22 protein-coding genes are annotated in these 25,088 nt (G+C 63.8%); 15 read left to right on the forward strand and 7 right to left on the reverse strand.

Features of this window, described 5'->3' with window-relative positions:
- Window positions 1–78: 78 nt before the first annotated feature.
- The 7 genes from ACMT3I_RS14530 to ACMT3I_RS14560 all read left to right on the forward strand — a co-directional run bounded on the left by ACMT3I_RS14530 (window position 79) and on the right by ACMT3I_RS14560 (window position 8,257).
- Window positions 79–1,668 carry a sugar ABC transporter ATP-binding protein gene (locus tag ACMT3I_RS14530; protein WP_414805235.1) on the forward strand — a complete coding sequence of 530 codons (1,590 nt, stop codon included), beginning with the start codon at window positions 79–81 and terminating at the stop codon, window positions 1,666–1,668.
- Window positions 1,665–2,681, forward strand: coding sequence for an ABC transporter permease (locus ACMT3I_RS14535; protein WP_414805236.1), 1,017 nt, complete (start codon window positions 1,665–1,667; stop codon window positions 2,679–2,681). The genes ACMT3I_RS14530 and ACMT3I_RS14535 overlap by 4 nt, the downstream gene beginning before the upstream one ends.
- On the forward strand, window positions 2,678–3,781 hold the full coding sequence (locus ACMT3I_RS14540; RefSeq protein WP_414805237.1) for an ABC transporter permease: 1,104 nt from the start codon (window positions 2,678–2,680) through the stop codon (window positions 3,779–3,781). Before ACMT3I_RS14535 ends, ACMT3I_RS14540 begins: the two co-directional genes overlap by 4 nt.
- On the forward strand, window positions 3,782–4,555 hold the full coding sequence (locus ACMT3I_RS14545; protein WP_414805238.1) for a class II aldolase/adducin family protein: 774 nt from the start codon (window positions 3,782–3,784) through the stop codon (window positions 4,553–4,555). It begins immediately after the preceding gene.
- 8 nt (window positions 4,556–4,563) lie between these two features.
- Window positions 4,564–5,271 (forward strand): HAD family hydrolase, encoded by a 708-nt coding sequence (locus ACMT3I_RS14550; RefSeq protein ID WP_414805239.1) that lies wholly within the window; start codon window positions 4,564–4,566, stop codon window positions 5,269–5,271.
- 5 nt (window positions 5,272–5,276) lie between these two features.
- Window positions 5,277–6,719 carry an FGGY-family carbohydrate kinase gene (locus ACMT3I_RS14555; protein ID WP_414805240.1) on the forward strand — a complete coding sequence of 481 codons (1,443 nt, stop codon included), beginning with the start codon at window positions 5,277–5,279 and terminating at the stop codon, window positions 6,717–6,719.
- Between the two features lie 65 nt (window positions 6,720–6,784).
- A complete protein-coding gene (locus ACMT3I_RS14560; RefSeq protein ID WP_414805241.1) occupies window positions 6,785–8,257 on the forward strand; it encodes a peptide MFS transporter in 1,473 nt (490 codons plus the stop codon).
- 68 nt (window positions 8,258–8,325) lie between these two features.
- On the opposite strand, the gene ACMT3I_RS14565 is transcribed toward ACMT3I_RS14560, so the two are convergent.
- Window positions 8,326–9,066 carry an alpha/beta fold hydrolase gene (locus ACMT3I_RS14565; protein WP_414805242.1) on the reverse strand — a complete coding sequence of 247 codons (741 nt, stop codon included), beginning with the start codon at window positions 9,064–9,066 and terminating at the stop codon, window positions 8,326–8,328.
- Window positions 9,067–9,139: 73 nt separating this feature from the next.
- On the opposite strand from ACMT3I_RS14565, the gene ACMT3I_RS14570 reads away from it, so the two are divergent.
- Window positions 9,140–9,838, forward strand: a complete 699-nt coding sequence (locus tag ACMT3I_RS14570) for a helix-turn-helix transcriptional regulator (protein ID WP_414805243.1) — start codon at window positions 9,140–9,142, stop codon at window positions 9,836–9,838.
- A gap of 60 nt (window positions 9,839–9,898) precedes the next feature.
- On the opposite strand, the gene ACMT3I_RS14575 is transcribed toward ACMT3I_RS14570, so the two are convergent.
- On the reverse strand, window positions 9,899–11,317 hold the full coding sequence (locus ACMT3I_RS14575; protein WP_414805244.1) for an MFS transporter: 1,419 nt from the start codon (window positions 11,315–11,317) through the stop codon (window positions 9,899–9,901).
- A gap of 5 nt (window positions 11,318–11,322) precedes the next feature.
- On the reverse strand, window positions 11,323–11,793 hold the full coding sequence (locus ACMT3I_RS14580; RefSeq protein WP_414805245.1) for a MarR family winged helix-turn-helix transcriptional regulator: 471 nt from the start codon (window positions 11,791–11,793) through the stop codon (window positions 11,323–11,325).
- Window positions 11,794–11,909: 116 nt separating this feature from the next.
- Here ACMT3I_RS14580 and ACMT3I_RS14585 point away from each other — a divergent pair, with 116 nt between their 5' ends.
- The 5 genes from ACMT3I_RS14585 (at window position 11,910) to ACMT3I_RS14605 (ending at window position 18,952) form a co-directional block, all read left to right on the forward strand.
- Complete coding sequence (locus ACMT3I_RS14585) at window positions 11,910–12,779, forward strand: alpha/beta fold hydrolase (RefSeq protein ID WP_414805246.1); 870 nt, start codon at window positions 11,910–11,912, stop codon at window positions 12,777–12,779.
- A 147-nt stretch (window positions 12,780–12,926) separates the two neighbouring features.
- Window positions 12,927–13,976, forward strand: coding sequence for a biotin/lipoate A/B protein ligase family protein (locus tag ACMT3I_RS14590; RefSeq protein WP_414805247.1), 1,050 nt, complete (start codon window positions 12,927–12,929; stop codon window positions 13,974–13,976).
- A 109-nt stretch (window positions 13,977–14,085) separates the two neighbouring features.
- Complete coding sequence (locus ACMT3I_RS14595; RefSeq protein ID WP_414805248.1) at window positions 14,086–15,108, forward strand: 3-oxoacyl-ACP synthase III; 1,023 nt, start codon at window positions 14,086–14,088, stop codon at window positions 15,106–15,108.
- On the forward strand, window positions 15,105–17,912 hold the full coding sequence (locus tag ACMT3I_RS14600; protein ID WP_414805249.1) for an alpha/beta fold hydrolase: 2,808 nt from the start codon (window positions 15,105–15,107) through the stop codon (window positions 17,910–17,912). Before ACMT3I_RS14595 ends, ACMT3I_RS14600 begins: the two co-directional genes overlap by 4 nt.
- On the forward strand, window positions 17,909–18,952 hold the full coding sequence (locus ACMT3I_RS14605) for an NAD-dependent epimerase/dehydratase family protein (RefSeq protein WP_414805250.1): 1,044 nt from the start codon (window positions 17,909–17,911) through the stop codon (window positions 18,950–18,952). The genes ACMT3I_RS14600 and ACMT3I_RS14605 overlap by 4 nt, the downstream gene beginning before the upstream one ends.
- A gap of 85 nt (window positions 18,953–19,037) precedes the next feature.
- Here ACMT3I_RS14605 and ACMT3I_RS14610 read toward each other — a convergent pair whose 3' ends face one another.
- Window positions 19,038–19,379 (reverse strand): GNAT family N-acetyltransferase, encoded by a 342-nt coding sequence (locus ACMT3I_RS14610; protein ID WP_414805251.1) that lies wholly within the window; start codon window positions 19,377–19,379, stop codon window positions 19,038–19,040.
- Window positions 19,380–19,413: 34 nt separating this feature from the next.
- On the opposite strand from ACMT3I_RS14610, the gene ACMT3I_RS14615 reads away from it, so the two are divergent.
- Window positions 19,414–20,298, forward strand: a complete 885-nt coding sequence (locus ACMT3I_RS14615; protein WP_414805252.1) for a DNA-methyltransferase — start codon at window positions 19,414–19,416, stop codon at window positions 20,296–20,298.
- Window positions 20,299–20,661: 363 nt separating this feature from the next.
- Window positions 20,662–21,582, forward strand: a complete 921-nt coding sequence (locus ACMT3I_RS14620) for an LLM class F420-dependent oxidoreductase (RefSeq protein ID WP_414805253.1) — start codon at window positions 20,662–20,664, stop codon at window positions 21,580–21,582.
- 121 nt (window positions 21,583–21,703) lie between these two features.
- Here the strand turns inward: ACMT3I_RS14620 and ACMT3I_RS14625 are convergent, their stop codons facing one another.
- The 3 genes from ACMT3I_RS14625 to ACMT3I_RS14635 all read right to left on the reverse strand — a co-directional run bounded on the left by ACMT3I_RS14625 (window position 21,704) and on the right by ACMT3I_RS14635 (window position 25,046).
- Window positions 21,704–22,726 (reverse strand): LacI family DNA-binding transcriptional regulator, encoded by a 1,023-nt coding sequence (locus ACMT3I_RS14625; RefSeq protein WP_414805254.1) that lies wholly within the window; start codon window positions 22,724–22,726, stop codon window positions 21,704–21,706.
- Between the two features lie 65 nt (window positions 22,727–22,791).
- Window positions 22,792–24,222 (reverse strand): GH1 family beta-glucosidase, encoded by a 1,431-nt coding sequence (locus tag ACMT3I_RS14630; protein ID WP_414805255.1) that lies wholly within the window; start codon window positions 24,220–24,222, stop codon window positions 22,792–22,794.
- Window positions 24,222–25,046, reverse strand: a complete 825-nt coding sequence (locus ACMT3I_RS14635; RefSeq protein WP_414805338.1) for a carbohydrate ABC transporter permease — start codon at window positions 25,044–25,046, stop codon at window positions 24,222–24,224. The genes ACMT3I_RS14630 and ACMT3I_RS14635 overlap by 1 nt, the downstream gene beginning before the upstream one ends.
- Window positions 25,047–25,088 lie beyond the last annotated feature (42 nt).

Raw genomic sequence — 25,088 nt, forward strand, 5'->3', positions numbered from 1 at the left:
TCGGGGGTGCCCAGTGTGTGGCACCCCCGAACAGCTCCACCGATAGTCACCATGAGACAAGCAAGGAGTGAGTCGGCCATGAGCCCAGACCTCACACCGCCAGCAGGGTCGGAGTATCGACTCGAGATGCGGGACATCGTCAAGAGCTACGGTGGCGTGCGCGCGATCAGGCACGCAGAGATCGCCATTCGCCCCGGCACCGTGCATGCCCTCGTCGGTGAAAATGGCGCCGGCAAATCCACCCTGATCAAGATCATCGCTGGCGCAGAGCGGGCCGACGCCGGCACGATCACCTTCGACGGCGTCCCCACCACGATCACATCGACCACCGACGCCCTCAATCTCGGCGTGCAGACGGTCTACCAGGAGCCGCAGCTGTTTCCTGAGCTCAGTGTGGCCGAGAATGTATTCGTCGGCCGCGAGATCAAGCGCGGAATCAGGGTCGACTGGTCGGGCCAAGCTGACCAGATGCATGGCCTCCTCGATACGGTCGGACTACCAGAGAGCCTTGCAACCGCCCCGGTCGGCACTCTATCCATTGCCGCGCAACAGCAGGTCTCCATCGCCAAGGCGCTCGCCGGCGACGCGTCAGTGCTGATCCTCGACGAACCGTCAGCCATCCTGACTGACTCAGAGATCGAAGTGCTCTTCACCGTCATCCGTCGTTTGACCGCGTCGGGAGTCGCGGTCATCTACATCTCCCACCGACTCGATGAGCTCTTCCGGATCGCTGACGAAGTAACCGTTATGCGCGACGGCCAGACCATCACCACCCAGCCGATCGCGGAGCTCTCTGTGCGGCAGATAGCTGAATTCATGGTCGGTGGCGTGCTCGGTGAGACCCGATCCCAGGACGACTCCACCCCAGGGGCCGTCGTGCTCGAACTCGACGGGCTCACCAGAGATGGACGATTCTCGGACATCGACCTCAGTGTGCGTTCCGGTGAGATCGTCGGCCTGTACGGGCTGGTCGGCTCCGGCGCCGGCGACATCGCCAGCGTCATTTATGGTGTCGACAGGGCGACGGCTGGCCAGATGCTGCTGGCTGGTAAGCCAGTCACCGTAAAGAACCCCACCCAGGCAAAGAAACTCGGCATCCACCTGCTGCCGGCCAACCGCTCAGCCCAGGGATCTTTCTCCTTTCAGAGCATCGCATTCAACATCACCGTCGGCGAGTTGTCACTGCTCAGCCGGATTCCCGGTTGGGTTACCAAACGCCGCGAACGTGAGATAGCGCAGGACTTCATCCAGCGGCTCGCGGTCAAGACGCCGAGCCAGAGCCAGCCGATCAGTGCAATGTCGGGTGGAAATGCGCAAAAGGTCGTGCTCGCCAGACAACTCGTCAAGCGTCCCGAGGTTCTCGTGCTCGCCGAGCCGACGCAGGGCGTGGATGTTGGTGCGAAAGAAGAGATTCACCGCATCATCTCTGGGCTGGCCGATCAAGGCACTGCCGTGCTTGTGGTGACCAGCGACCTCGGAGAGGTGCTCCGTATCTCCGACCGCATTCTCGTCATTCGGGCCGGCAAAATTGCCGCGGAATTTGGAGCAGATGCAACCCAGGTCGAGATTCTTGCAGCGGCAGCCGGCGTCTGGTCCGACGAGCCGAGCGCAGGCTCTACAGCCGATACGGCTCAGCCCATGACCCCCGCTTCGGAGGAGATCGCATGACCATCGACCAGCGCACCGCGCCATCTGTCCCTGCGCGGGCAACTGCTCGGCGCATTTTGCCCTCTCCGGTGACCGGTCAGGAATTCGTGCTGCTCGGCGTCATCGCGGCGCTGTGGATCCTGCTCGGGCTCTTCACCCCTGCCTTCCTCAGCCCTGGATCGATTCAGCCGCTCCTGGTATCCGTCGCGCCCATCGCCCTGATCGGCGTCGGGATGACCTTCATCATCATCACGGCCGGGATCGATGTCTCTGTCGGTGGCGCGATCATGCTCTGCGCAGTGGTCACGGCGAAGTTCCTGGTGAACCTTGACGTTCCCCTCGTCGCGGCCATCGCTATCTCGGTCGGCCTCGGTATCGTGCTCGGCGTACTGAACGGCGTGCTCATCGCCTACGGTCGAGTTCACGCCATCATCATCACCTTTGGAACGGCGAACATCTTTCAGTTCCTCGCGCTGCGGGTCTTCGGGTCATCCACCGTCAACGGAATCCCGTCGACCCTCGATGTATTCGGGCGAGGCGAGGCCGGACGCACCTTCGGGATCCCGCACAGCTTCGCCATCACAATCGTTGTCGTGGCTATCGCCTGGTGGTACCTGCGCCACACGTCCGGCGGTCGTAATCTGTTTGCCATTGGTGGCAATGCGCAGGCTGCGCGTCTGGCCGGAATCAAGGTCCAGCCACGGGTGATGATCGCATACGGCCTCACCGGAGCCCTCGTGGGGCTCGCGGCCTGCTTCTTCATCGCTGCGGGAACCGCGACGCTCGACCAGGCAGTCGGATCAGGACGGGAACTAGCCGTGATCGCTGCCGTCGTCATCGGAGGGACCTCGATCCTCGGGGGCCGCGGTTCAGTGATCGGCACGTTACTCGGCGCCATCCTGGTGCAGACCGTCACCTCGGGCGTGACTCAGATCGGATGGCCCTCACAGCTCGCAAACCTCTTCGTGGGGCTGTTCATCATCATCGCCGTCGGCACCGACCTACTCCGCGAGCGAGCCAGGAGAAAAGCATGACCATCACAACGGATCGCCCATCAACCTCGCCCGGCGCATCGCCGCAGGGAAAGAGCCCGGCGGGACGCCCTCTGGTCGCTCGCGCACTGGAAGCGCTGCTCACGCAGCGGGTCGTCCTGCTCGCCGTACTCATTGTCATCGTCGTTGTCGTCATGTCTGTGCTGGATGCAGCAGGCGCACTGAGCGGTGCCTTCGACGCGGACTACATGGCGTCCGCGTTGATCAGCGCGGTTCCGTTGGCGATGCTCGGGCTTGCCCAACTCTTGGTGATCCTCTCTGGTCGGGGCGGGATTGACCTGTCAGTCGGGTCAATCGTGTCGCTTACCAGCGTGATTTTCGGGCTGGCATACGGAATCTGGGGTTGGAGCCTCTTGGCGGCACTGGTCCTCGCTGTTGTGGTCGGCGGAGTGTGTGGCGCCGTCAACGGCGTCCTGGTGTCATACGTCGGCTTCCCGCCGCTGATTGCAACGCTGGCCACCTACTACGCGTTCCGATCCCTCGCACTGGTTGTCAGCGATCAGAAGCCCGTGAACTCGCCGGTCATCCAGGACTTCTATTCCGCAGCGCAGTCGATCGAGCTTCCCTTGATCGGTGGCTCTCTGCCCCTCGTGCCGCTCGGCATCTTCACCTTCCTCGTCCCCACAATCGTGATCGTCTGGGTGCTCCTGAATAAGACCACCTTCGGTCGACGCCTCTACGCGCTCGGCACGAACGATATTGCTGCCACGTGGTCTGGGATCGACGTGAAGTCGAACCGTATGACCGTGTACATCCTCTCCGGAGTGATATCCGGGCTCGTCGCGGTCGTCACCGTCGCCCAGTTCGCATCGGCCAGGCCGGATGCCGGCACAAGCGGCAACGGCATGGCACTTCCATCGATTACCATCGCGGTTCTCGGCGGCGTTGCGATCACCGGCGGCATCGGCCGAGTGTCCGGCATCGTGCTTTCCACCTTGCTGATCGTCTGGATCAACGCCGGCATCCTCCTGGCACTGCCCGGCAATGACGGCACGCAGTTCCAGCTGCTCGCGCTCGGCCTCGTGCTGATCTTCGCGTCGCTGCTGAACGGAATCACCAAGCGCAAGTATGGAGGTATCTAAATGGCAACCGAATGGAATCCCACCTTCGTCACCGACGAGCTCGTCACCCTGACCCGCTCACTGGGAGAACCAGCGAAAGACCTCGTGATCCTCGCGGAAGGGAACACCTCCCAGCGCCTCACCGACGGCCGCATCGCGGTGAAAACATCGGGATCAAATATGGCGACATCAACGAGCGACGAATTCGTCATCGTCGACGTTGCTCCGCTGGTCGCGCTCATGAACGATCCCGCCGCGACCCAGGCAGACCTTACGGCCGTGCTCGACGCTGGCGAGCATGGGGACGTCCACCGGCGCGGTTCGATCGAAACACTCATCCACGTTGCAGTGCAGGCCATTTCGCCGTCAGCGTTCGTGGCCCACACGCATCCGACTGCCGTGGTGTCGTTGCTCGCCAGCGTGCACGCGGCAACGGCATTCGACGAAGCGGTGTACTCAGATGAGGCCGTCGTGCTCGGCGTGCCGTTGTTCGTGCCATACGCGCAGCCCGGAATTGATCTGGGCCGGTTGTTCTACAACCACCTGCAGGCGTACGTGGACAAGCACGGCGCGCTGCCCTCGCTCGTGCTCCTCGGCAACCACGGAATCGTTGCAATTGCCTCCAGTGCCGCTGGGGCAGAGGCAATCTCGTTGATGGCCGTCAAGGGTGCTCGCGTGCGCTTGAATGCCTACGCGATCGGTGGAGTGGCTGGGCTCGGTGCTGACGTCGTGGCCAAGTATTTCGACAGGGAAGACTTCGCAGAACGACGCAAGGCGCTGGCGGGTACGAACTAGTGTCGCCAGTGGTGCGTGCGGTCTTCTGCGACATCGGCGGTCCCATCTACGACGACGAAAACTTCGTCGCCGCTGTGCTCACCGCCCTCGATGAACTGAGGGAGCGCGATGGTAACGGGGCAGTCGACCGATCACAGTTCCGTGAGGTGTACAACAGAATCCGTGCGCAGCAAAGTGGGTCCCTGCGAGAGGCGCTCGCTGCAGATTTCCTGGGGAGCGTCGATCGCAAGCGCGAACTACATGAGCTAACCCGCACGTATTGGTCCCACCCGGCTGGAACGATGTACGACGATGTCCTGCCATTCTTTCGACAGCTAGCGGGTCGGGTGAGGATCGGCGTGCTGGCCAACCAGGAAGCGCCGGTCATTGATGCGCTACATCGCGACGGGCTCGGTGGGCTGATTGACGTCTGGGGAGTCTCGGCAGTTGTCGGCTTCGAAAAGCCGTCACCAGAACTCTTTCGCTGGTGTCTGAAGGAAGCCGGAGTGGCGCCTGGCGAGGCGGTGCACATTGGCAACCGCCTCGACACCGACGTCCGCCCGGCGAAGGCTGTCGGTCTTCGCACTGTGTGGCTGCTGCGCGGTGAGGCGCCCGACGAGCCGAGCGTCGAGCAGCTCGCCGAACCCGACTTCGCCGTGCACTCGCTCGGCGGACTCGCTGAGCGGCTGCTCTCCACAGAGCCGTTCGGCACCACGCCGATCGCTGCGAAGAGCTGAGTGATGTGAACGGGATCAGTGGTCGTGCCGTCGTCCTCGGCATTGATCTGGCTACTGCGAACGCCCGGGTGATTGCGGTTGACGCGGAGACGGGCGTCACCATCGCCGAGAGAACGGCGTTGCTGCCCGCGCCTCAGGGCTGCAACGGTGTGCGTGAGCAGGCGCCGGCATACGCTGAGGTGGCACAGCGGCTAATCGCCATGCTGACGGCCGATCTCGGGCAGAGCGCGCGTGGCATCAGCGCCCTGTCGATCACGGGCACGAGCGGCACGATTGTTCCAACGGATGATCGCGGGCGTCCAGCGGGTCCCGCTCTGCTCTACAACGACGCACGAGGTGCCGCAGAACTGGCCGAACTGGCACGAGCGGGACAAGCCGGGCGACCGTCGACCGCTTTAGCCCGCACCGCATGGCTTGACCGGAATCGGCCGGCGGCACGCTACCTCTTCACACCCGATTGCGTCGCGGCGGCGCTTGCCGGCGAAATTGTGTCGAGTGATACCTCCCACGCTCTGAAGAGTGGGATCAACCCCGTCACTCGAGCCTGGAATGACAAGGCGCTGGCCACGCTCGGGCTGGATGTGAAACGGATGCCAGACATCGTGTCCCCCGGCCGAGCGATAGGTACTGTGACGGATTCGATCGCTCGCTCGCTCGGGCTGCCGAAAGATGTGGTCATTGTGTCTGGAATGACCGATGGCTGCACCTCCCAGTTGGCGACGGGAGCGGTCAGCGCTAGCGATACCGTGGGGGTACTCGGCACCACTCTGGTGCTGAAAGCCGTGTGCGAGACCGAGATCACTGAGCCATCGTTCGGCGTCTATTCGCATGTGGCTCCTGATGGATCCTTCTGGGTAGGGGGTGCCTCCAACTCCGGGGCCGGTGTGCTCGGGCGCGGAGCTGCGGCCAGACTCGATGTGCGGGAATCTGATCGGCGTGCGGCAGCACTCGGCGGGGCGTCCGTCGTCATGTACCCGCTGTCAGGGGTTGGCGAGCGGTTCCCCGTGGCAGACAGAATGTTGCAGGGATTCTCGATAGACCACAGCGGCGCATCGTTGACGACGACGGATCCGATCGAACGGCACCGAGCAGTGCTGGAAGGTGTCGGCTTTGTCGAGCGGCTCGGTTTGACGCGACTTCACGGGCTTGGAGTATCACTCGGTCGACACCATCTCAGCGGTGGAGGCAGTTCCAGCTCGGTCTGGAACGTCATCAGAGCGTCGATCCTAGGTCGCGAAGTTGTCGTCCCGCTCAATCGATCGAGCGCGTTTGGTGCGGCGATCCTTGCGGTGAACGGTCTGGTGACTGAGGGTCTGCCAGCTGTCGCATCCAGGATGGCGGGCTCATCAAGTGTCGTTGAACCCGACCCCGCGCAGGTTGCCGGGCTCAGTGATCGCTACGACCTCTTCCTTGCCGAGCTGCGCCGTGAGGGACATCTGGCTAGCTAGCTGAGCCTCGCTTTTCAGCGGTCCCGGGGTCGTCCATTCGCCGAGAGCGGGGGTATCGTCGATGTATGACTAGGATCGCGGAGCCGGATTCTGGCACCCCTCAGGATGACCACAAGTTCTTCGGGCAGCCTCGTGCGCTAGCGAGTATTTTCGGCGTCGAGATGTGGGAGCGCTTCTCGTTCTACGGGATGCAGGGCATCCTGCTGCTCTATTTGTACTACTCGGCAGCAGAGGGCGGCCTGGGTATCGACAAGGTCACGGCGGCGGGAGTCGTCGGTGCCTATGGCGGCGCGGTGTACCTGTCGACGATCCTCGGCGCCTGGATCGCCGACCGGTTGGTCGGCTCGGAACGCGTGCTTTACGTCAGCGCGTTCGTCATCATGTTCGGGCACATTGCTCTTGCCCTCATTCCCGGCGTCGCGGGCGTTGCAACGGGCCTGATCCTGATCGCGTTCGGTAGCGGTGGTTTGAAAGCCAACGCGACATCGGTCGTCGGAACGCTGTACAAAAAAGATGATTCTCGCCGAGACGCCGGATTCTCGATCTTCTACCTCGGCATCAACCTGGGCGCGTTCTTCGGCCCGATCCTGACGGGTCTCCTGCAAACGACACTCGGCTTCCACTATGGCTTCGGCCTGGCGGCCGTCGGAATGGCGATCGGCCTCACCCAGTACTCCTTCGGACGCAAGCGGCTTCCTGCGTCATCCCGTGAAGTTCCAGACCCCCTGCCGCGCAACAAGTTCCTGACGTACGCGCTGATCGGTGCAGCGGCCATCGTGCTCATCGTGGTGCTCGTGATCACCGGCGTGATCACCGCCGAGAACCTGGTGACCATCGTGATCGGCGTGACGATCGTGGCATCCGTCGCCTACTTCATCGTGATCCTCAGCAACAAGCACATCACGACTATTGAACGGAAGCGCGTGTACGCGTTCATTCCGCTCTTCATCGCGAGCGTCGCCTTCTGGTCGCTCTATCAGCAGCAGTTCACCGTGGTGACGATCTACTCCGACCTGCGACTCGACCGAAATCTCTTCGGCTGGGAGATGCCGGTGTCGTGGGTTCAGTCGATCAACCCGATCTTCATCATCGTGCTCTCCGGTGTCTTTGCCGCCCTCTGGACCAAATGGGGCGACAGGCAGCCGTCAACTCCGGTGAAGTTCGCGTTCGGTACCGCAATCATGGGCGTTGCCTTCCTGCTGTTCCTGCCGTTTGCCGGCGGGGGAGCCAACTCGACTCCGCTTCTGGCCATGATCGGCATCCTGCTTGTCTTCACGATTGCCGAGCTGTTGCTCTCGCCCGTCGGCCTGTCCGTGTCGACCAAGCTCGCGCCCGAGCTATTCAAGACTCAGATGGTTGCGCTGTTCTTCCTGTCTGTCGCTCTCGGCACCGCTATTTCCGGTCGCCTCGCTGAGTGGTACGACTCGGCTCCTGAGCAGCTTTACTTCGGTGTGCTCGGTGGCATCGCCATCGTGCTCGGCATCATCCTGGCGATATTCACGCGGCCGATCCTGCGCCTGATGAGCGGCGTTCGCTAGACCAGGGGGCACGAAAGCGTAAAGGGGCCAGCCGAATTCGGCTGGCCCCTTCAGCTTGTGCGTGCGGTTCAGTTGGTTCGAGAAGCCGCTGACTGAATGGCGTTGGCGAGGTCGCGCGGGCGGCTCCACATAGGCCAATGCCCGGTCGGGAGGTCAACGACGTCGAGGTGCTCGAGGTTCGCGACTTCGGCAAACAGGGCATGACCCGTGCGGGCCAGCTCCAGCACCTGCGCGCTGGGGATCGAGCAGCACACCAGCGTGGTCCGGACCGCGCGCCGGGCATCGTTCGTGAGCTCGACGGGCTGGCGAAGCACGGGGCCGGGCTCAGGGACGGCCCTGGACCGAAAACGCTCGAGGACCTCTATGCTCAGGCCTTCGAGGCTCGCCTGCTGTGCGAGGACGTCGAGGGACGGCAGCGGAAGCTCCTCCAATTCGTCCGCAATATCCGGGGCGAAGACGCTTCCCGACGCCACGGGGCCAGAGTCGACCCACACCACCCGATGAACAAGTTCAGGGTGCCGGTCAAGAACAAGGCTGACGGGAGCGTTCGCTCCACTGTGAGCGACGATGGTCGCGGGCTGATCCTCGGAGACCCCGAGCCCCGCGAAGACGTCCAGGATCGCTGCGGCTTGATCGTCGAGAGTCTTCGCCGCACGGTCAGGATCGTCCCCATCGAGACCAGGCAGCGTCATCGCGAGTGCACGAGAGCGGTCGGTTTTCAGGTGTTCAAGGACTTCATCCCACGCCCAAGCGCCCAGCCAGTGGCCGGCGATGAGAATGATGGTCGGACTGCTCGTAGTAGTTGTCATGTCACCACCTTGGGAGGTGCTGCGGGCAGGTGTATGTCACTATTTGTGTCATGAATTTGATGAGGGCTGAACGGTGAAACGAGCAGAACGACTCCATGCCCTGTCCGAGATGCTGCGCCGGAACGGGTCGCGGGGGTGCTCCGCCGATCGGCTGGCGAGAGAGTTCAGCGTGTCCGTGCGCACAGTCAAGAGAGACCTCGCTGCGCTTGAGAACAGCGGCGCGCCCGTATGGTCTCGCCCCGGACCGGGCGGTGGCTACGGATTGGCCGTTGGTGCGTCCCTACCGCCTGTCACCCTGTCCCCAGCGCAGGCCGTGGCGCTCATGGCGGCCGTGTCCGCTGCACCCGATGCCCCATACGCCGATCTGGCAGCAGCCGGGATCCAGAAGATCCTGGACGTCCTCGATCCCAGAACCCGAGCACGAGCCGACGAGCTGGCCGGACGCGTCTGGGTCAACGCGATTCCCTCCTCTTCGCGTGCACTCAGGTCGGCGCTGGAGGAGGCGATGGCCGAGCAGCGAGTAATCCGCATTCGGTATACGTCGAGAGATGGGACCACGACCACCCGCGACGTTGAGCCCGTGCTGTTCGCCTCCACGAACGGCCACTGGTACCTCGTCGGATGGTGCCGACTGCGCAACGCAATGCGATGGTTCATCGTGTCGCGCATCGAGCGAGCCAGCGTAACCAAAACGGCTTGCACCGGCCACACAATCCAGGAGGTCGGAGAACCCCCGGCGAACGCGAGACCGGTGCATGGTCGGGGCGAGTGAGTCACTCAACCAACCTCGCCGGTCAGCGCAGCTAGCGAGCTGCCTGGCCGACGTGCCCGGCTAGCGCGGCGCCGTCGCTTCGACGATGGCGATCTCCGTCGTTGCCGTTTCGCGGTCTTCAGTCTCGAGGTCGTCGGTGAGTGTCGTGCCGCCGGAATCCGCTCTGCCGGAATCCGCTCTGGCGGCATCCGCTCTGACAACGCGCACGGCTGCCGTCGCCGGAAGCCCGTCGCCCGCATAACGCACCCGGGAGCGCTGGGCCCCGCGCAGGCGCAGGCGTACGCGCAGGTCGCGGTACTTCACCATCCAGATCAGGATGGCAATGGCGGCGAGAATTCCGGATGCCGAGGCCACGCCGACCGCCCACCGCGGCCCGAACTCGTCGGCCACCCAGCCGACAAGTGGGGCGCCAAGCGGGGTGCCTCCGGCAAAGATTGCCATATAGAGGGCCATCACGCGGCCGCGCATGGCCGGCTCTGTCGTCGTTTGCACGTAGGCATTGGCCGTGGTCATCAAGGTGAGTGAGGAGAAACCGACGAAGACCAGCGAGAGGGCGAAGAGGTTGTAGTTGGGCATGAAGGCGGCGACTGCGCAGAACACGCCGAAGGCGGCGGCGCCGACAAGGACGAGGCGCAGGCGGGCCTCTGCCCTGCGGGCGGCCATCAACGCCCCAGCGACGGAGCCGATTGCCATGATCGAGCTGAGGAAACCGAACTCGCTTGCCCCGAGGCCGAACGTGACGGTGGCCATGGTCGAGGTGAAGATGGCGAAGTTGAAGCCGAAGGTGCCGACGAGAAAGACCACGATGAGCACGACGATGATGTCTGGCCGGCTTTTCACGTAGCGGAAACCGGCCATCAGTTGCCCGCGTTCACGGGAGGCGCGCGGCTGCGGTCGCAGCAGGGACTTCCGCAGCAAGAACATGGCGAGCACGGTGAAGGCAAACGTCCCCGCATTGATCATGAACACCCAACCGGCGCCGACCGCCGCGGTTAGCACGCCGGCGACGGCGGGGCCGATCAGACGGGCGCCGTTGAATGAGGCCGAGTTGAGCGCGACGGCGTTTGACATGTTCTCGTTGGTGACGAGCTCGCCGACGAACGTCTGGCGGGCAGGGGCGTCGATGGCAGATACAACCCCGAGGGCAAAGGCAAAGAGGTAAACCTGCCAGAGTTCGACAACACCCAACACCGTGATGAGGCCGAGGCCAAGACCAAGCACGCCCATCAGCGTCTGGGTCAGAATGAGCAGTTTTCGCCGGTCAAACCGATCGGCGATGAGGCCGCTCCACGGCATCAGGAGCAGCTGTGGACCGAACTGCAGTGCCATCACGATGCCGACCGCCGTGGCGTTGTGGTCGGTCAGCTGCGTGAGGACGATCCAGTCCTGTGCGGTGCGCTGCATCCAGGTGCCGATGTTCGACACCAGCGCTCCGGCGAACCAGATTCGATAATTTACACCGCTCAATGAGCGGAACATTGCACTCAACTCTCGGCAAGCCTCCGCATGATCGTTGTCGCCTCTGCGAGGATCTGCTGCTCGTGCGTGGTGAGCTTCACCACGCGCTGAGTGATCCAGGCATCCCGGCGTTCTCTGGTCTTCAGGACGAGGTCGCTGCCCTCGTCGCTCGGCGACAGCACCACCTTGCGGCCGTCATCGGCCGAATTGGTGCGCATGACGAGGCCAAATTCCACCAGGGCATTCACCGTGCGGTTCATCGATGGCGGTGTCACACGCTCCTGCTCGCTGAGCTCCCCGAGCGTCAGCGACCCGTGAGTGAAGAGGGCGCACAGGGCAGAAAACTGCCCGGGTGTCACCTCGTTGCCCGCCTGCTGTTGGCGGAGCCGCCTGGCCAGGCGGCCGTTCGCGAGACGGAAGTCGTGGCTCAGCTCGGCGACTGCGTCGTGCGTCGTGACGGTTGATGACGCCGACTCTGCGGCAGAAACTGCTGACATCGCACACCCTTTCCGTAATTGATTAGCATAACAAATTAGTTTGGCTAAGTATTCGCGGATCGTCTGCCGGGCTGTCACTAGTGCGTTATCGCTGTGCGCTACGTCACAATGGCAACGTGCCTACCTACACAGATTCCTACGGTGTCGAAATCACGTACTACGTCTGGCCGGTTGAAAAGCCGCGGGCAGTGGTGCAGGTCTCGCATGGCGTGGGGGAGCATGCCCAGCGCTACGTTGAGCTTGCGACTGCGCTCAACGAGGCTGGCTACAGCGTGTACGCCGACGACCATCGCGGTCATGGCCAGACCGGATTCATCCAGCACGGCGGTGACCTGACGCGAATGGGAAAGCTGGGTCCCGGCGGGCTGCGTGCCGCTGTCGCGGCGGTTCACCAGCTCAGCGGCATCATTCGGGCGGAGAACCCCGGGGTTCCGCTGGTGCTGTTCGGCCACAGCTGGGGATCGTTCATGGTGCAGATGATCGTGAGCAAGCACGCGTCTGAGTACGACGCGGTCGTCCTGAGCGGCACGGCGTATCGCTGGCCGGGCTCACTCGACACCGGCGACTTGAACCGTAAGCACAAGCACCTCGGCACGACAGGAGCCGAATGGCTCAGCCGCGATCCTGCCGTCGCTGAGGCATTCGTCGCCGATCCGCTCACCACGCTGACACCGATCGCCAAGCTGTTCGGGATTCGCGACGGCCTCCGACTCTTTGGCCGTCCAGCCAAAAACCTGCCGAGCAACCTTCCGTTGTTGATCCAGGTCGGCGGCGATGACACCGTTGGTGGCGAGAAGAGTGCGCTCAAGCTGGCGGATGCCTACGCCAAGCGGTCGGGACTGCGCGACATCCACCTCATCATCTATCCAGGTGCCCGCCACGAGATCTACAACGAAACCAATCGGGAAGCTGTACGTGCTGACCTCATCGCCTGGCTGAACGAACACCTGCCGGACCAGCCGAACTCCGCACCCGCTGCTCCATGAGTCGCCCCTTTTCGCTCGAGCGCGGGCTCCGGCACTAGCGAATTCGGGCGACCCATGGATCTGGTGGCCGAATTTTGCGGCGCGTAGCACGCGATGAGTGCACGCCGCGCGGGAGCCGACCGGGGTGCGAGGCATAGGCTGGATCGCATGCACGGTGAATATAAAGTCCCAGGCGGAAAGCTCGTTGTCGTTGACCTCGATGTCGTTGACAACAAGATAACGAATTTCCGGTTGGCCGGGGATTTCTTCCTCGAGCCCGATGAGGCGCTTGAGGCGATCAACGCTGCGGTGAACGGGCTGCCCGCTAACAGCGACGCGGCCACCTATGCCGCGGCCGTACGCGCTGCCCTCCCGGAGGGCGCGACGCTGCTGGGCTTCAGCCCAGAGGGCGTCGCTGTCGCCATCCGTCGCTCCCTGGCCCATGCCAGCGAGTGGAAGGACTACGACTGGAAGATCATCCACTCGAAGGCCGTCTCGCCTGCCATGCACCTGGCGCTCGATGAGGTGCTCACCACCGAGGTCGGAGAGGGTCTTCGTCAGCCAACGCTGCGCATCTGGGAGTGGGACGAGTCGGCAGTTGTCATCGGTAGCTTCCAGTCGCTCAAGAATGAAGTTGACCCAGAGGGTGCAGCCAAATTCGGCTTCGACGTCGTCCGTCGTATCTCGGGCGGCGGCGCGATGATGATGGAGAAGGGGTCTGTCATCACATACTCGCTGTATGTGCCGGCCGAGCTCGTGCAGGGCATGAGTTTTGCCGATTCATACGCCTACCTCGACGAGTGGGTCATCCTGACGCTCAAGTCGCTCGGTATCGACGCCAGCTACCAGCCGCTCAATGACATCACCAGCCCGAAGGGCAAGATCGGTGGCGCCGCGCAGAAGCGGTTCGGAAACGGCGGAGTGCTCCACCACGTCACGATGAGCTACGACATGGATGGCGAAGTGATGGTGCAGGTACTGCGTATCGGTCGCGAGAAACTCAGCGACAAGGGCATCACCAGTGCGGCCAAGAGGGTCGATCCGCTCAAGAGCCAGACCGGACTTTCACGTGCCGAGATCATTGAGCGGATGAAGCAGACCTTCACCGAGCTGTACGGGGCGACCCCAGATGACATTACCGATTCGGAATATAAGGCAGCTGAGGCCCTCGTGGAGAGCAAGTTCACGACGCCAGAATGGATCGCACGCGTTCCGTGAACCCATCTTTGATCGGGAGAAACCGGGGCAGATGTAACTCTCAGCTTTGCGAGGAGGATAATTGCCGCGGGACAACTACGACGTCCCACGCAATTGACAGGGAGCTCCGTTGAACGGAAATGCCACGACGAGGCATCAGAACGTTGCCCTGTTGTCGGTGGCGAGTACCATCGCACCGCGAATCACTACGTCTGAGGACATCGACCATCGCCTCGCGCCCGCGCTCAAACGGCTGCGTTTACCCAAGGGCCTGCTACAGCGCGTGGCCGGGGTACACGAGCGGCGCAACTGGGCCGAAGGTGAGAAATTCGACGACGCGGCAGTAGCTGCTGGTCAACGTGCCCTCCAGGCCGCGGGAATCGAGCCAGGCCAGGTCGGGCTGATGATCAACACGTCGGTGACACGTAAACACCTTGAACCGTCGGTTGCCGTGCGCATCCACCACGGTCTCGGTCTGCCGTCGTCTGCAACCAACTTCGACATCGCGAACGCCTGCCTCGGTTTCGTCAACGGCATGACCCTCGCCGGGCAGCTTATCGACGCCGGACAGATCGACTACGCGGTCGTCATCGATGGTGAAGACGCAGACGACATCCAGACCAACACGATTGATCGTCTCTGCAACCCCGAAATCGGGCGCAAAGAGTTCATGAGTGAGTTCGCGAGCCTGACTCTGGGCTCTGGTGCCGCTGCTGCCGTACTCGGACGCGCTGACGCACACCCGTCAGGCCACCGGATGCTCGGTGGCGTTACCCGCGCCGCCACCCAGTTCAACGATCTCTGCGTCGGCAGCGTCGACGGCATGTTCACCGACGCCAAGGCGCTGCTCAAGGGCGGCATGGAGCTTGTGGTCTCGGCCTGGACCGAGTCGAAGCGTGACTGGGACTGGTCGGGCATGCACCGCTACATCCTGCATCAGGTCTCCGATGTGCACACCAACGCGATCCTGAAGGCCACCGGCATCGATCGCGCGCGGGTGCCGCTCACCTACCCGAAGTTCGGCAATGTCGGCCCGGCGTCGATCCCGATCACGCTGGCCGCCGAAGCTGACAACCTCAAGTCAGGCGACCGCGTGCTGCTGATGGGCGTCGGCTCAGGTCTCAACACCGCAATGATGGAAATCGTCTGGTGACCGCCTCGCTGCCGCGTACAGCGTCAACGCCCTCACCAGCTTCACTCCCACCCACGGGACTTGTTGGGCTCGACCCGGCCTTCTCGCGCCTGGTCGACGTGCCAGAACGCGATTCATCGGGTGCTGCGACAGGCAACACGCAGCGCTGGCATGTGCTCGACAATGCGGCGGAGCTCGACCGACTCGGCGTCACGCCGGTCGGCACTGTGCTCTGCGTGCACGGCAACCCGACGTGGTCGTATCTCTGGCGGCGCCTGGTCTCGTCGGCGACGGCTGTGGCAGCAGTAGCCTCGACAACTGCGGCACCCGCGGCAGCGGATGCCCCTGCTCCCCTCGGCGACGTGTGGCGCGTAATTGCTGTCGACCAGCTTGAAATGGGCTTCTCTGAACGCACCGGCCGGACGCGCACGCTCGAGCAGCGCGTGCGTGATCTCGCCGACTTTACCGACTCGATCGGTCTCGACGGTCCCGTCATTACCCTCGGGCATGACTGGGGCGGTGTCGTGTCCATGGGTTGGGCTGTCGACCACCCCGACATGCTCGCCGGTGTGATGTTGCTGAATACCGCCATCCACCAGCCAGAGGACTCCCCTATCCCCGCTCCGCTGCGGCTGGCCCTGCGCCAGGGCGTACTCGGAGCGGCGACCGTCGGCACGCCGGCGTTCCTCGAGACGACGCTGGCTCTGGCGCATCCGCCCCTTTCCACTGATGTGAAGCGCGGCTACCGGGCGCCATACCGCGGCGCAGTCCGCCGTGGCGGCATCGGCGGTTTCGTCGCCGATATTCCTGTCGACGCTGAGCATGAGAGTTTTGCTGAACTCGACCGGATCGCCGAGAAGCTGCGCCACGTCGACGTACCGGCGTTGCTTCTGTGGGGTCCGCGCGACCCGATCTTCAGCGATCGCTACCTCGACGACCTCATCACCCGTCTGCCGCAGGCAGATGTGCACCGCTTCGAGGGTGCAGGGCACCTTCTTGCAGAGGATGTCGACTACGCAGCCGCCGTCTTGACCTGGCTGGGCGACCGTGCCGCCAGCGAGCCTGAATCCGATGCAGATTCTGTTGCGGCGGATGACGACGAGTCGATGGTTGCTGAAACTGCCGCCGGCTTCCGCCCGCTCTGGCAATACCTCGACGAGTTGAGTCACAGCGACGAGACCGCGCTGATCGAGATGGTGCCGTCCAGCGGCGCCGCTCCCCGCGTGGTCAGCTGGCGACTGCTGTCGACACGCGTAAGCCAGATCGCTGCCGGACTCGTGAAAATTGGCGTGAAAAAGGGCGACAGGGTTTCGTTGCTCGTGCAGCCCGGTGCCGACCTCACTGCTGTGCTCTACGCCTGCATCCGGATCGGCGCGATCGTTGTCGTCGCCGATGCCGGCCTCGGCCTCCGCGGCCTGACCAGGGCCGTGCGCGGTGCCAGACCCGACCACGTCATCGGCGCGCTGCCCGGCCTTGCCGCAGCTCGCGCCCTCGGCTGGCCAGGGCAGAAGATCTCAACTGTGCGCCTTCCATCCGCTGCCGCTCGCGCTCTCGGCGTTTCGCACGTGCTGGCGGATATCGCCCAGCTCGGCAAGCGGGCCGACGGTGCTCCGATCCTGCCTCCGCCGCCTGCGCCTGGCGACACCGCTGCCATCCTGTTCACCTCAGGGTCGACAGGTCCGGCGAAGGGTGTCGTCTACACCCATGCTCAGCTCTCGGCCGTGCGAGACGCTCTCGCCGCGCAATACGGTGTCGGTGTCGGCACCGGACTGGTTGCCGGCTTTGCGCCGTTCGCGCTGCTTGGCCCGGCACTCGGAGCACGGTCGGTCACTCCCGACATGGACGTGACAAGCCCGAAGACCCTCACCGCAACAGCCGTCGCCGCTGCGGTAGCTGCTGTCGACGCGACGGTCGTCTTCCTCTCTCCGGCCGCCCTGACCAACGTCGTCGCCACGTCCGATGCCCTCACACCGGCGGATCGGCGCGCGCTTGACGGCGTGCAGACCTTCTTGTCGGCCGGTGCGCCGGTGTCTGAACCGCTGCTCAGTGCTGCGGCTCGACTGATGCCCGGTGCGAGCGCACACACGCCATATGGCATGACCGAGGGTCTGCTCATGACGGATATCTCGCTTGAAGGCATCCGTTCTGCATCTGCCCGCGATGCAGAGCCCGCCGAGAACGCAGACGACGCTCCGAAAAGCGCTGGCGGCGGCGTCTGCGTCGGGTTGCCCGCTGCCACGACCCGGGTGCTGATCAGCGCACTCGACGACAGTGGAGCTGCGACGGGGGAGCCCGCAGCAGTGTCGGGTGTCACGGGCGAGATCGTCATTTCCGCTCCGCATATCAAAGACCACTACGACCGGCTCTGGCTGACCAACCGGGCATCGGTGCTGGGCACCACACCCGACCAGCGCTGGCACCGCACCGGCGATGTCGGCCACCTCGACGCCGCAGGACGACTGTGGGTCGAGGGTCGGCTTCCGCACGTGATCACCACGCCTGACGGCGTGCTCACTCCGGTCGGCCCCGAACAGCTGATCGAGACCGTATCCGGTGTCGCGCGCGCCGCTGTTGTCGGCGTCGGACCGTCTGGCGTGCAGCAGCTCGTCGCCGTCGTTGAAACCGAACCTGCAGCGCGTCGCGTCGGCCTGGCCTCGCCCGAACTGGCTGCCGCTGTTCGAGCAGCGGTCGGCCAGCCCGTCGCCGCCGTGCTTGTCGTGCCGAAGCTGCCCACAGACATCCGTCACAACTCGAAGATCGACCGATCCCACCTGGCGCGCTGGGCCGACCGCATCCTCACCGGTGGGCGGATGGTGCGCCCGTGAGAGTGCTTGTCACCGGCGCCAGCGGCCTGCTCGGCCGCGCCGTTGCCGAAGCCGTGCTGGCCGCGGGTCATGAGGTGCGCACGTTCCAGCGACGGCCATCCGGTGTGGCAGGGGTCAGTGATGTGCTGGGTTCCGTGACCGATTCCGATGCCATTGCGCGGGCCGTCGACGGTATGGACGCTGTCGTGCACCTGGCCGCAAAGGTGTCGCTGGCTGGGGACCCTGCCGAGTTCGATACGGTCAACATCGGTGGCACGCGTGCCCTGATCGCTGCGCTGACTGCTGCTCCGGCTGCTGCTCCGACAGCTGCGACGCCGTCGGCATCTCCTGACATCGCCGCTGCCGCCCGCCGTCTCGTCTACGTCTCGTCGCCGTCTGTCGCCCACTCCGGGGCATCCATCGTGGGGGACGGGGCGATGCCTGCCGACCCGGTACAGGCCAGGGGAGATTATGCCCGCACGAAGGCGGAAGCCGAGCTTCTCGCGCTTGCGGCTGATTCGCCGAGCTTGCGGGTGGTTGCTGTGCGCCCTCACCTGGTCTGGGGTCCTGGTGACACCCAGCTGGTCGCGCGCGTCGTCGAACGCGCACGCGCGGGCCGACTCCCTCTGCTCGGCCACGGCGCAGCGCTGATCGACTCGACCTATATCGATAACGCGGCATCTGGGATTGCGGCAGCTCTCGAGCAGGCCGAACATGTGCACGGAAATTCATACGTCATCACCAACGGAGAGCCGCGCCCTGTGGCTGACCTCTTGGCCGGCATTTGCGCTGCGGCCGGCGTGCGTGCGCCGGGCTGGCGGGTGCCGGCCGGGTTGGCCAGAACCGCCGGATCCGCGATCGAAGCGGTCTGGCGCATCCGTCCCGGTGTTGATGAACCTCCAATGACGAGGTTCCTGGCCGAGCAGCTGTCGACAGCGCACTGGTTCGATCAGCGTCAGACTCGCGCCGATCTGCACTGGGTGCCTGCGGTATCGCTCGACGAGGGACTTCGTCGGCTGGCTGCCTCATACGCCACGACACCTGAAGGCAACACGCTCTGATCCAGAGACGCCCCTAACCCCTCAGTGTCGAGGAGGCTCGCGAGAATCACTGCGCAGCTACTGATTGGCGGGCGGCAGCTGGTAGCTAGCGCCCGCGAGCGAGCAGGTCCTGGTACTCGGCGTGCTTGTCGATCCAGGATGCGACGTACGGGCACTCGGCCACGACAGGAAGCGTCGTGCGGGTGCGCACGTCGTCAAGCGCTTGCTCAACGAGAATGGCCGCGAGCCCGGAATGGCGCTTGGCGGGGTTGACCTCGGTATGAGTGAAGCGGATCTCATGACTCGACACGACATAGTCGAGCAGCCCGACCATGTCACCGTCCAGCCAAAGTGTGTAGCGGGCAAGTGCCGGCTCATGATGGACTTCCACGTTGGTGGGCGCCGGTTCCGACGACATGGGGGCATCCGCTGACAATTCAGAAGTCATCTGACGATGCTAATCGGCCTGACACAATGAAGGAATGCCTAACGCGTGGTCACAGACGTCTCCCAGCCGTGTAATCCACGCCGACAACCTTTCAGTGTTGCCCTCTATGCCCGATGAGGCATTTACATTGATCTATCTTGACCCGCCCTTCAACACCGGCCGCAAGCAGAAGCGTCAGTCGACGACATCCAAGCGAACTGTCAAAAAGGACGGCGCGCACGCTGTCGGTACGATCACCGGATTCAAGGGTCAGCTTTACGAGCGCATCAAGGGTGATCTGCTCGGATACGACGACCAGTTTGAGGACTATTGGGCATTTCTCGAGCCGCGCCTGATCGAGGCCTGGCGCCTTCTCGCCGACGATGGCACCCTGTACCTGCACCTGGACTATCGCGAGGCCCACTACGCGAAGGTGCTTCTCGACGCACTGTTCGGCCGCGAGTCGTTCCTCAACGAGATCATCTGGGCCTACGACTACGGCGCCAAGTCGAAGAACCGCTGGCCAACGAAGCACGACACGATTCTGGTCTACGTGAAGAACCCGACCGCGTACTACTTCGACTCGTCGACGGTCGATCGCGAGCCGTACATGGCTCCGGGCCTCGTGACGCCGGAGAAGGTGGCGAAGGGCAAGCTTCCAACGGATGTCTGGTGGCACACGATCGTGTCGCCAACGGGCAAGGAGAAAACCGGTTACCCCACGCAGAAGCCGATCGGTATTCTGCGCCGGATCATCCAGGCCTCGTCCCGCGAAGGGGACTGGGTGCTCGACTTCTTCGCCGGCAGCGGTACAACCGGTGCGGTGGCGGCAGCCCTCGGTCGACGGTTCGTGCTCGTCGATCAGAATCCGGAGTCGATCGCCGTGATCAAGGAGCGCTTCGCGCTGCTGCCCGATGTGGAGTTCGTCGACGAGCCGTAACTGGTTCTGTCTCTGTCTCTGGTTCTGGTTCTGGTTCTGGTTCTGGTTCTGGGCGGGTTGACCGTGATGGCCGGGTGTCCCGGACTGTGATTGCATAACTCCTGCTATTTGTTCAGCCAGACGCGAGCCGCCGCTAGTTTGCGGGGGCGCGGGGCTCGACCGATCGGGTTGTGCAGGAGTTATGCAACGCGAACCAGGTTGACCGGGCACAGGAGCTGGCTACGGCTGGCTACGACTTGCAGGGCTGGCAGGGCTGGCAGGGCTGGCAGGGCTGGCCGGTGGTGGAGGCGGTGTCCAGCGGTGTCCAGTGGCATCCGGCAGATCGAGGGGCACGATCGCAGCTCGGTCTGAAAGACTGAGGTCATGAGATTCCGCGTTTTCACCGAACCCCAGCAGGGTGCCACCTACGACGACCAGCTCGCGGTAGCCCAGGCGACCGAAAAGCTGGGCTTCGATGCCTTCTTCAGGTCTGACCACTACCTGGCCATGGGTGGCGACGGCCTCCCGGGCCCGACGGATGCCTGGACAACGCTGGCCGGTCTGGCTCGCGAGACCGAGCGCATCCGTCTCGGCACCCTCGTCTCCTCGGTGACGTACCGCCCGCCGGGAATCCTGGCGATCCAGGTCGCCCAGGTCGACCAGATGTCTGGCGGACGCGTCGAACTCGGCCTCGGAACCGGATGGTTCGCCGAGGAACACGCTGCATATGGCATCCCTTTCCCCGCCAAGCGCTTCGGCATGCTCGAGGAGCAGCTGGAGATCGTGACGGGACTCTGGAGCACGCCGCTGGGCGAGCGCTACAGCTTCACCGGTGCCCACTACGAGTTGGTCGATTCGCCCGCTCTGCCGAAGCCCGTGCAGGAGCGCATCCCGGTCATCGTCGGCGGGGGCGGAGCGAAGCGCACCCCGGCAATGGCTGCCCGATTTGCCACAGAGTTCAACCTGCCCTTCCCCGAGTTCGCCGATATCTCGGCCAAGTTTGCCGGTGTCAGGGCGGCCTGCGAGGCCATTGAGCGCGATCCGAACGAACTCGTCTACTCGACAGCACTCGTCGTTGCCACGGGTGCAAATGAGGCCGAGTTCACCCGTCGAGCTGGCGCCATCGGGCGTGAACCAGCCGAGCTGCGCGAGCACGGCCTTGCTGGCACCGCATCAGAGGTCGTCGACCGCCTGGGCAAGCTCAAGGATGACGGTGTCGAGTGCGTCTACCTGCAGATGCTCGATCTGCATGACCTCGACCACCTCGACTTCATCGCACGCGAGATCGTCCCGCAGCTCGGCTAGCTCGCCGTCACGAAGTGGGTCGCCCACTTTTGCTCGTCCGGGAGCTCCCGCACTCGCGAAAGTGGGCGACTCACGGTTGCGCGCCGAGATACAGCGCGCCACAGGGCTACGCGATGCCTCGCTACGCCGAGTCGCGCACCACGAGCGATGTCGGCAGGCGGGTGATGTGTTCAACGTGCACGCCATCGATCAGCTTGACGATGATCTCGGCCATGGTCGCGCCCATCTCAACGGCGGGCTGGTGCACGGTGGTGAGCGCGGGTGACGCGCCAGCCCCGAAATAGTCGTCGTCGAAGCCCACGACGGCCACGTCGTGAGGAACCGACAGGCCGCGCTCGTGCAGCGCAGTGTACGCACCGGCGGCCATCTGGTCATTGGCGGCAAAGAGTCCGTCGATGGCCACGCCACGATCGAGGAGTCGGCGCATGGCCTCCGCACCGCCGGCCGGGGTGAAGTCACCGACTTCCACGAGTGAGTCATCAAGTCCGGCCGAGGTAACTGCGGAGCGCCAGCCCTCGAGGCGGTCGACTCCGGGTGGCATGTCCTGCGGGCCTGCGATCGTCGCGATTGTGCGGCATCCGCGCGCGATCAAATGCTCGGTCGCAGCGGATGCCCCTGCAGCGTTATCGACATCGACGTAGTGGATGTCAGTGGCGTCAAGTGCTAGCGGGCGCCCGGCGAAGACGGTGGGCAACGCTCGTCCGAGGTGGGCGTACGAGTGGTCGCCGCTGTGGTGCGAAACGATGATCGCGCCATCGACGTTGCCGCCCATCAGATAGCGCCTGGTCTTTTCAGGCCGGCTTTCCGATGAGATGAGCATGGTGAGCGTGTAGTCGGTCTCGGCCAGGTTCAGGGCAATGCCCTGAACGATTGACGCGAAGAACGGGTCGGTGAACAGCTTCGCCGTTGATTCGGGAACGACAAGCGCGATGGCCTGCGTGCGTCGGCTTGCCAGTGAGCGCGCTGCTCGATTGGGCACATAGTTGAGGGTCTTGATCGCCTCTTGCACGAGCTTGGTCACATCGGGATTGACCTTGGGTGACTCGTTGACGACTCTGGATGCCGTGGCTCTGGACACCCCGGCCAGCGCCGCCACCATTTCAAGTGTCGGTACTGGCCGAGGTGTAGATGAGTCTGTAGTCACTGGGTCTCCGAGAGCCTGCACAAGCGTCTGACTGCGGCGGCCTGCATCCGAGTCGCCTGCTGGGTTCAGTGTAGAGGCAGCGCTTCTGAGTTAATCGAGGTGATCAGCTTCGAGTAGGCCAGTCCGCTGTCTTTGACTGTCCGCACGAGGGTGTCGTAGTCGACCCTGACGATTCCGAATCGCTTGCCGTAGCCCCATGACCACTCGAAGTTGTCGAGCAACGACCAGACAAAGTAACCACGCACGTCGGCACCGGCGTCAATCGCCTCTTTCACCGCAGCGATGTGATCCATGACGTATTGAGTGCGCTCGGCGTCGTGCACGTGACCGTCTTCACTGATGACATCGTAGTACGCTGCACCGTTTTCGGTGATGTACAGCGGCGGGAGATTGTCGTACTCGGCGGTCAGGCGCACCAGCAGGGTGCGAAGCCCCCCGGGATTCACTTCCCAGTTCATTGCGGTGCGGGGGAGTCCGCGGCTTGGGAAGGTGATGTACTCCGACCCGACCCACGGCGAGGCCCCTTCGCGCGTTGCTCCGCCCGAGTGGCCGTCGCTTCCGGAGTCGTCCGGGTGTCCGCTGATGACGTCGTCGTGATAGTGATTGACGCCGAGGAAATCGATCGGAGCCGAGATGATCTCCAGGTCGCCGGGCTTGATGACCTCGCCGAGGCCGAACGGCTCGAGGTCGTGCAGCGTGTCTTCCGGGTATGCCCCGCGCAGGATCGGCTCGATGAAGATCCGGTTCTGCAGTGAATCGAACCGGCGGGCGGCCTCGAGGTCGACCGGGTCGTTCGCATCGAGCGGGATGGCGTTGCTCAGGTTGAGCGTGATACCCAGCTTCTCTGCGCCGAGTTCACGGAGGGCATTGATGGCCAGGCCGTGCGCGAGGTGTTGGTGGTGGACTGCGGCGATCGCGGCGCGCGGCTCCATGCGGCCTGGCGCGTGAACACCGGATGCGTATCCGATCAGCGACGAGCAGAACGGCTCGTTGAATGTCGTCCAGTGGCTGACCCTGTCGCCCAACGCGGCGTAGACATCCGTTGCGTACTCGACGAAGCGGTACGCGGTGTCGCGATTGGCCCAGCCGCCCTTCTCTTCGAGTGCCTGCGGCAGATCCCAGTGGTAGAGGGTGAGCCAGGGCAGGATGCCTGCCTCGAGCAGTTCGTCGACCAGGCGGGAGTAGAAGTCGAGACCTGCCGGGTTTACTGCACGATCGCCGGGGCGCACGCGCGCCCAACTTGTCGAGAAGCGGTACGAGTCGAGACCGAGTTCTTTCATCAACCTGACGTCGGCGGGCATGCGGTGGTAGTGGTCGACGGCGACGTCAAGATTCTCACCATTGGCGATGGCACCAGGAACGCGGGCAAAAGCATCCCAGATGGAATCCTCTTTACCGTCTTCATGTGCCGCCCCCTCGATCTGGGCGGCGGCGGTTGCCGATCCCCAGATAAAGCCGTCTGGCCACGTGGCCCGTGCGAGTTCTTGCTGTGGCATTAGCCCTTCACCGCTCCTTGCATGATTCCTGAAATAAGCTGCTTGCCCGCGATGATGAAGAGGACGAGCAGCGGGATGGTTGAGAGGATTGCGCCGGTCAGAACGACCGGATAGTCAACGTATCGCGCCGACTGCAATTGCGACAGTGCTGTCTGCAGAGTCGGGTTCGATGAGTTGAGCACGAGCAGTGGCCAGAGGAAGTCTGTCCAGGCCATCATGAACGTGAACAGGCCGAGAATGGCCATCGCGGGCCGAGCCGCCGGCAGGGCAACATGCCAGAACGTGCTGATCATGCTTGCGCCGTCGACTCTGGCCGCCTCGATCAGCTCATCCGGGATGACGTCAACCAGATACTGGCGCATGAAGAAGACGCCGAACGCCGTGACGAGGGTGGGCACGATGACCGCGCCGATCTCGCCGGTCCAGCCCCACTGGCGCATGAGCATGAAGAGCGGAATGATGCCGAGCTGGGTGGGGATCGCCATCGTTCCAACGACGAAGACCATCAGGACGTTGTTTCCCTTGAAGCGCAGTTTTGCAAACGAGTAGCCGGCGAGCGTCGAGAAAAACACGACTGAGATCGTGATGATGCTCGAAATCAGCAGGCTGTTTGCGAGGGCCTGCCAGAACGGGATGCTGTCCATGACCTCGCCGACATTGATCCAGAACCTGCCGCCTGGCAGCAGGGGAGGCCAGGTCTCACCTCTGGCCGAGTTCTCGCTCGAGCCCATGACGAACGACCACCACAGCGGATACGCGGAGGCGAGAAGGAACGCCGTCAGCAGGCCGTAGACCAAAAAGCCTGGCCTGGCATCAATGCCCATTTGCTTGCGGCGCTTGGGGAGCCTCGGTGCGCGGATGCGGGG

Origin of the sequence: Leifsonia sp. A12D58, from assembly GCF_047530025.1 — a bacterium.
Classification (GTDB): Bacteria; Actinomycetota; Actinomycetes; order Actinomycetales; family Microbacteriaceae; genus Cryobacterium.

Coding starts and splice junctions, on each gene's coding strand:
- ACMT3I_RS14575 (WP_414805244.1), bottom strand. CDS start 11,317: ATGTTCCGCTCATTGAGCGGTGTAAATTATCGAATCTGGTTCGCCGGA.
- ACMT3I_RS14630 (WP_414805255.1), bottom strand. CDS start 24,222: ATGCCACAGCAAGAACTCGCACGGGCCACGTGGCCAGACGGCTTTATC.
- ACMT3I_RS14560 (WP_414805241.1), top strand. CDS start 6,785: ATGACTAGGATCGCGGAGCCGGATTCTGGCACCCCTCAGGATGACCAC.
- ACMT3I_RS14590 (WP_414805247.1), top strand. CDS start 12,927: ATGCACGGTGAATATAAAGTCCCAGGCGGAAAGCTCGTTGTCGTTGAC.
- ACMT3I_RS14530 (WP_414805235.1), top strand. CDS start 79: ATGAGCCCAGACCTCACACCGCCAGCAGGGTCGGAGTATCGACTCGAG.
- ACMT3I_RS14610 (WP_414805251.1), bottom strand. CDS start 19,379: ATGACTTCTGAATTGTCAGCGGATGCCCCCATGTCGTCGGAACCGGCG.
- ACMT3I_RS14540 (WP_414805237.1), top strand. CDS start 2,678: ATGACCATCACAACGGATCGCCCATCAACCTCGCCCGGCGCATCGCCG.
- ACMT3I_RS14545 (WP_414805238.1), top strand. CDS start 3,782: ATGGCAACCGAATGGAATCCCACCTTCGTCACCGACGAGCTCGTCACC.
- ACMT3I_RS14535 (WP_414805236.1), top strand. CDS start 1,665: ATGACCATCGACCAGCGCACCGCGCCATCTGTCCCTGCGCGGGCAACT.
- ACMT3I_RS14615 (WP_414805252.1), top strand. CDS start 19,414: ATGCCTAACGCGTGGTCACAGACGTCTCCCAGCCGTGTAATCCACGCC.
- ACMT3I_RS14565 (WP_414805242.1), bottom strand. CDS start 9,066: ATGACAACTACTACGAGCAGTCCGACCATCATTCTCATCGCCGGCCAC.
- ACMT3I_RS14635 (WP_414805338.1), bottom strand. CDS start 25,046: ATGGGCATTGATGCCAGGCCAGGCTTTTTGGTCTACGGCCTGCTGACG.
- ACMT3I_RS14620 (WP_414805253.1), top strand. CDS start 20,662: ATGAGATTCCGCGTTTTCACCGAACCCCAGCAGGGTGCCACCTACGAC.
- ACMT3I_RS14580 (WP_414805245.1), bottom strand. CDS start 11,793: ATGTCAGCAGTTTCTGCCGCAGAGTCGGCGTCATCAACCGTCACGACG.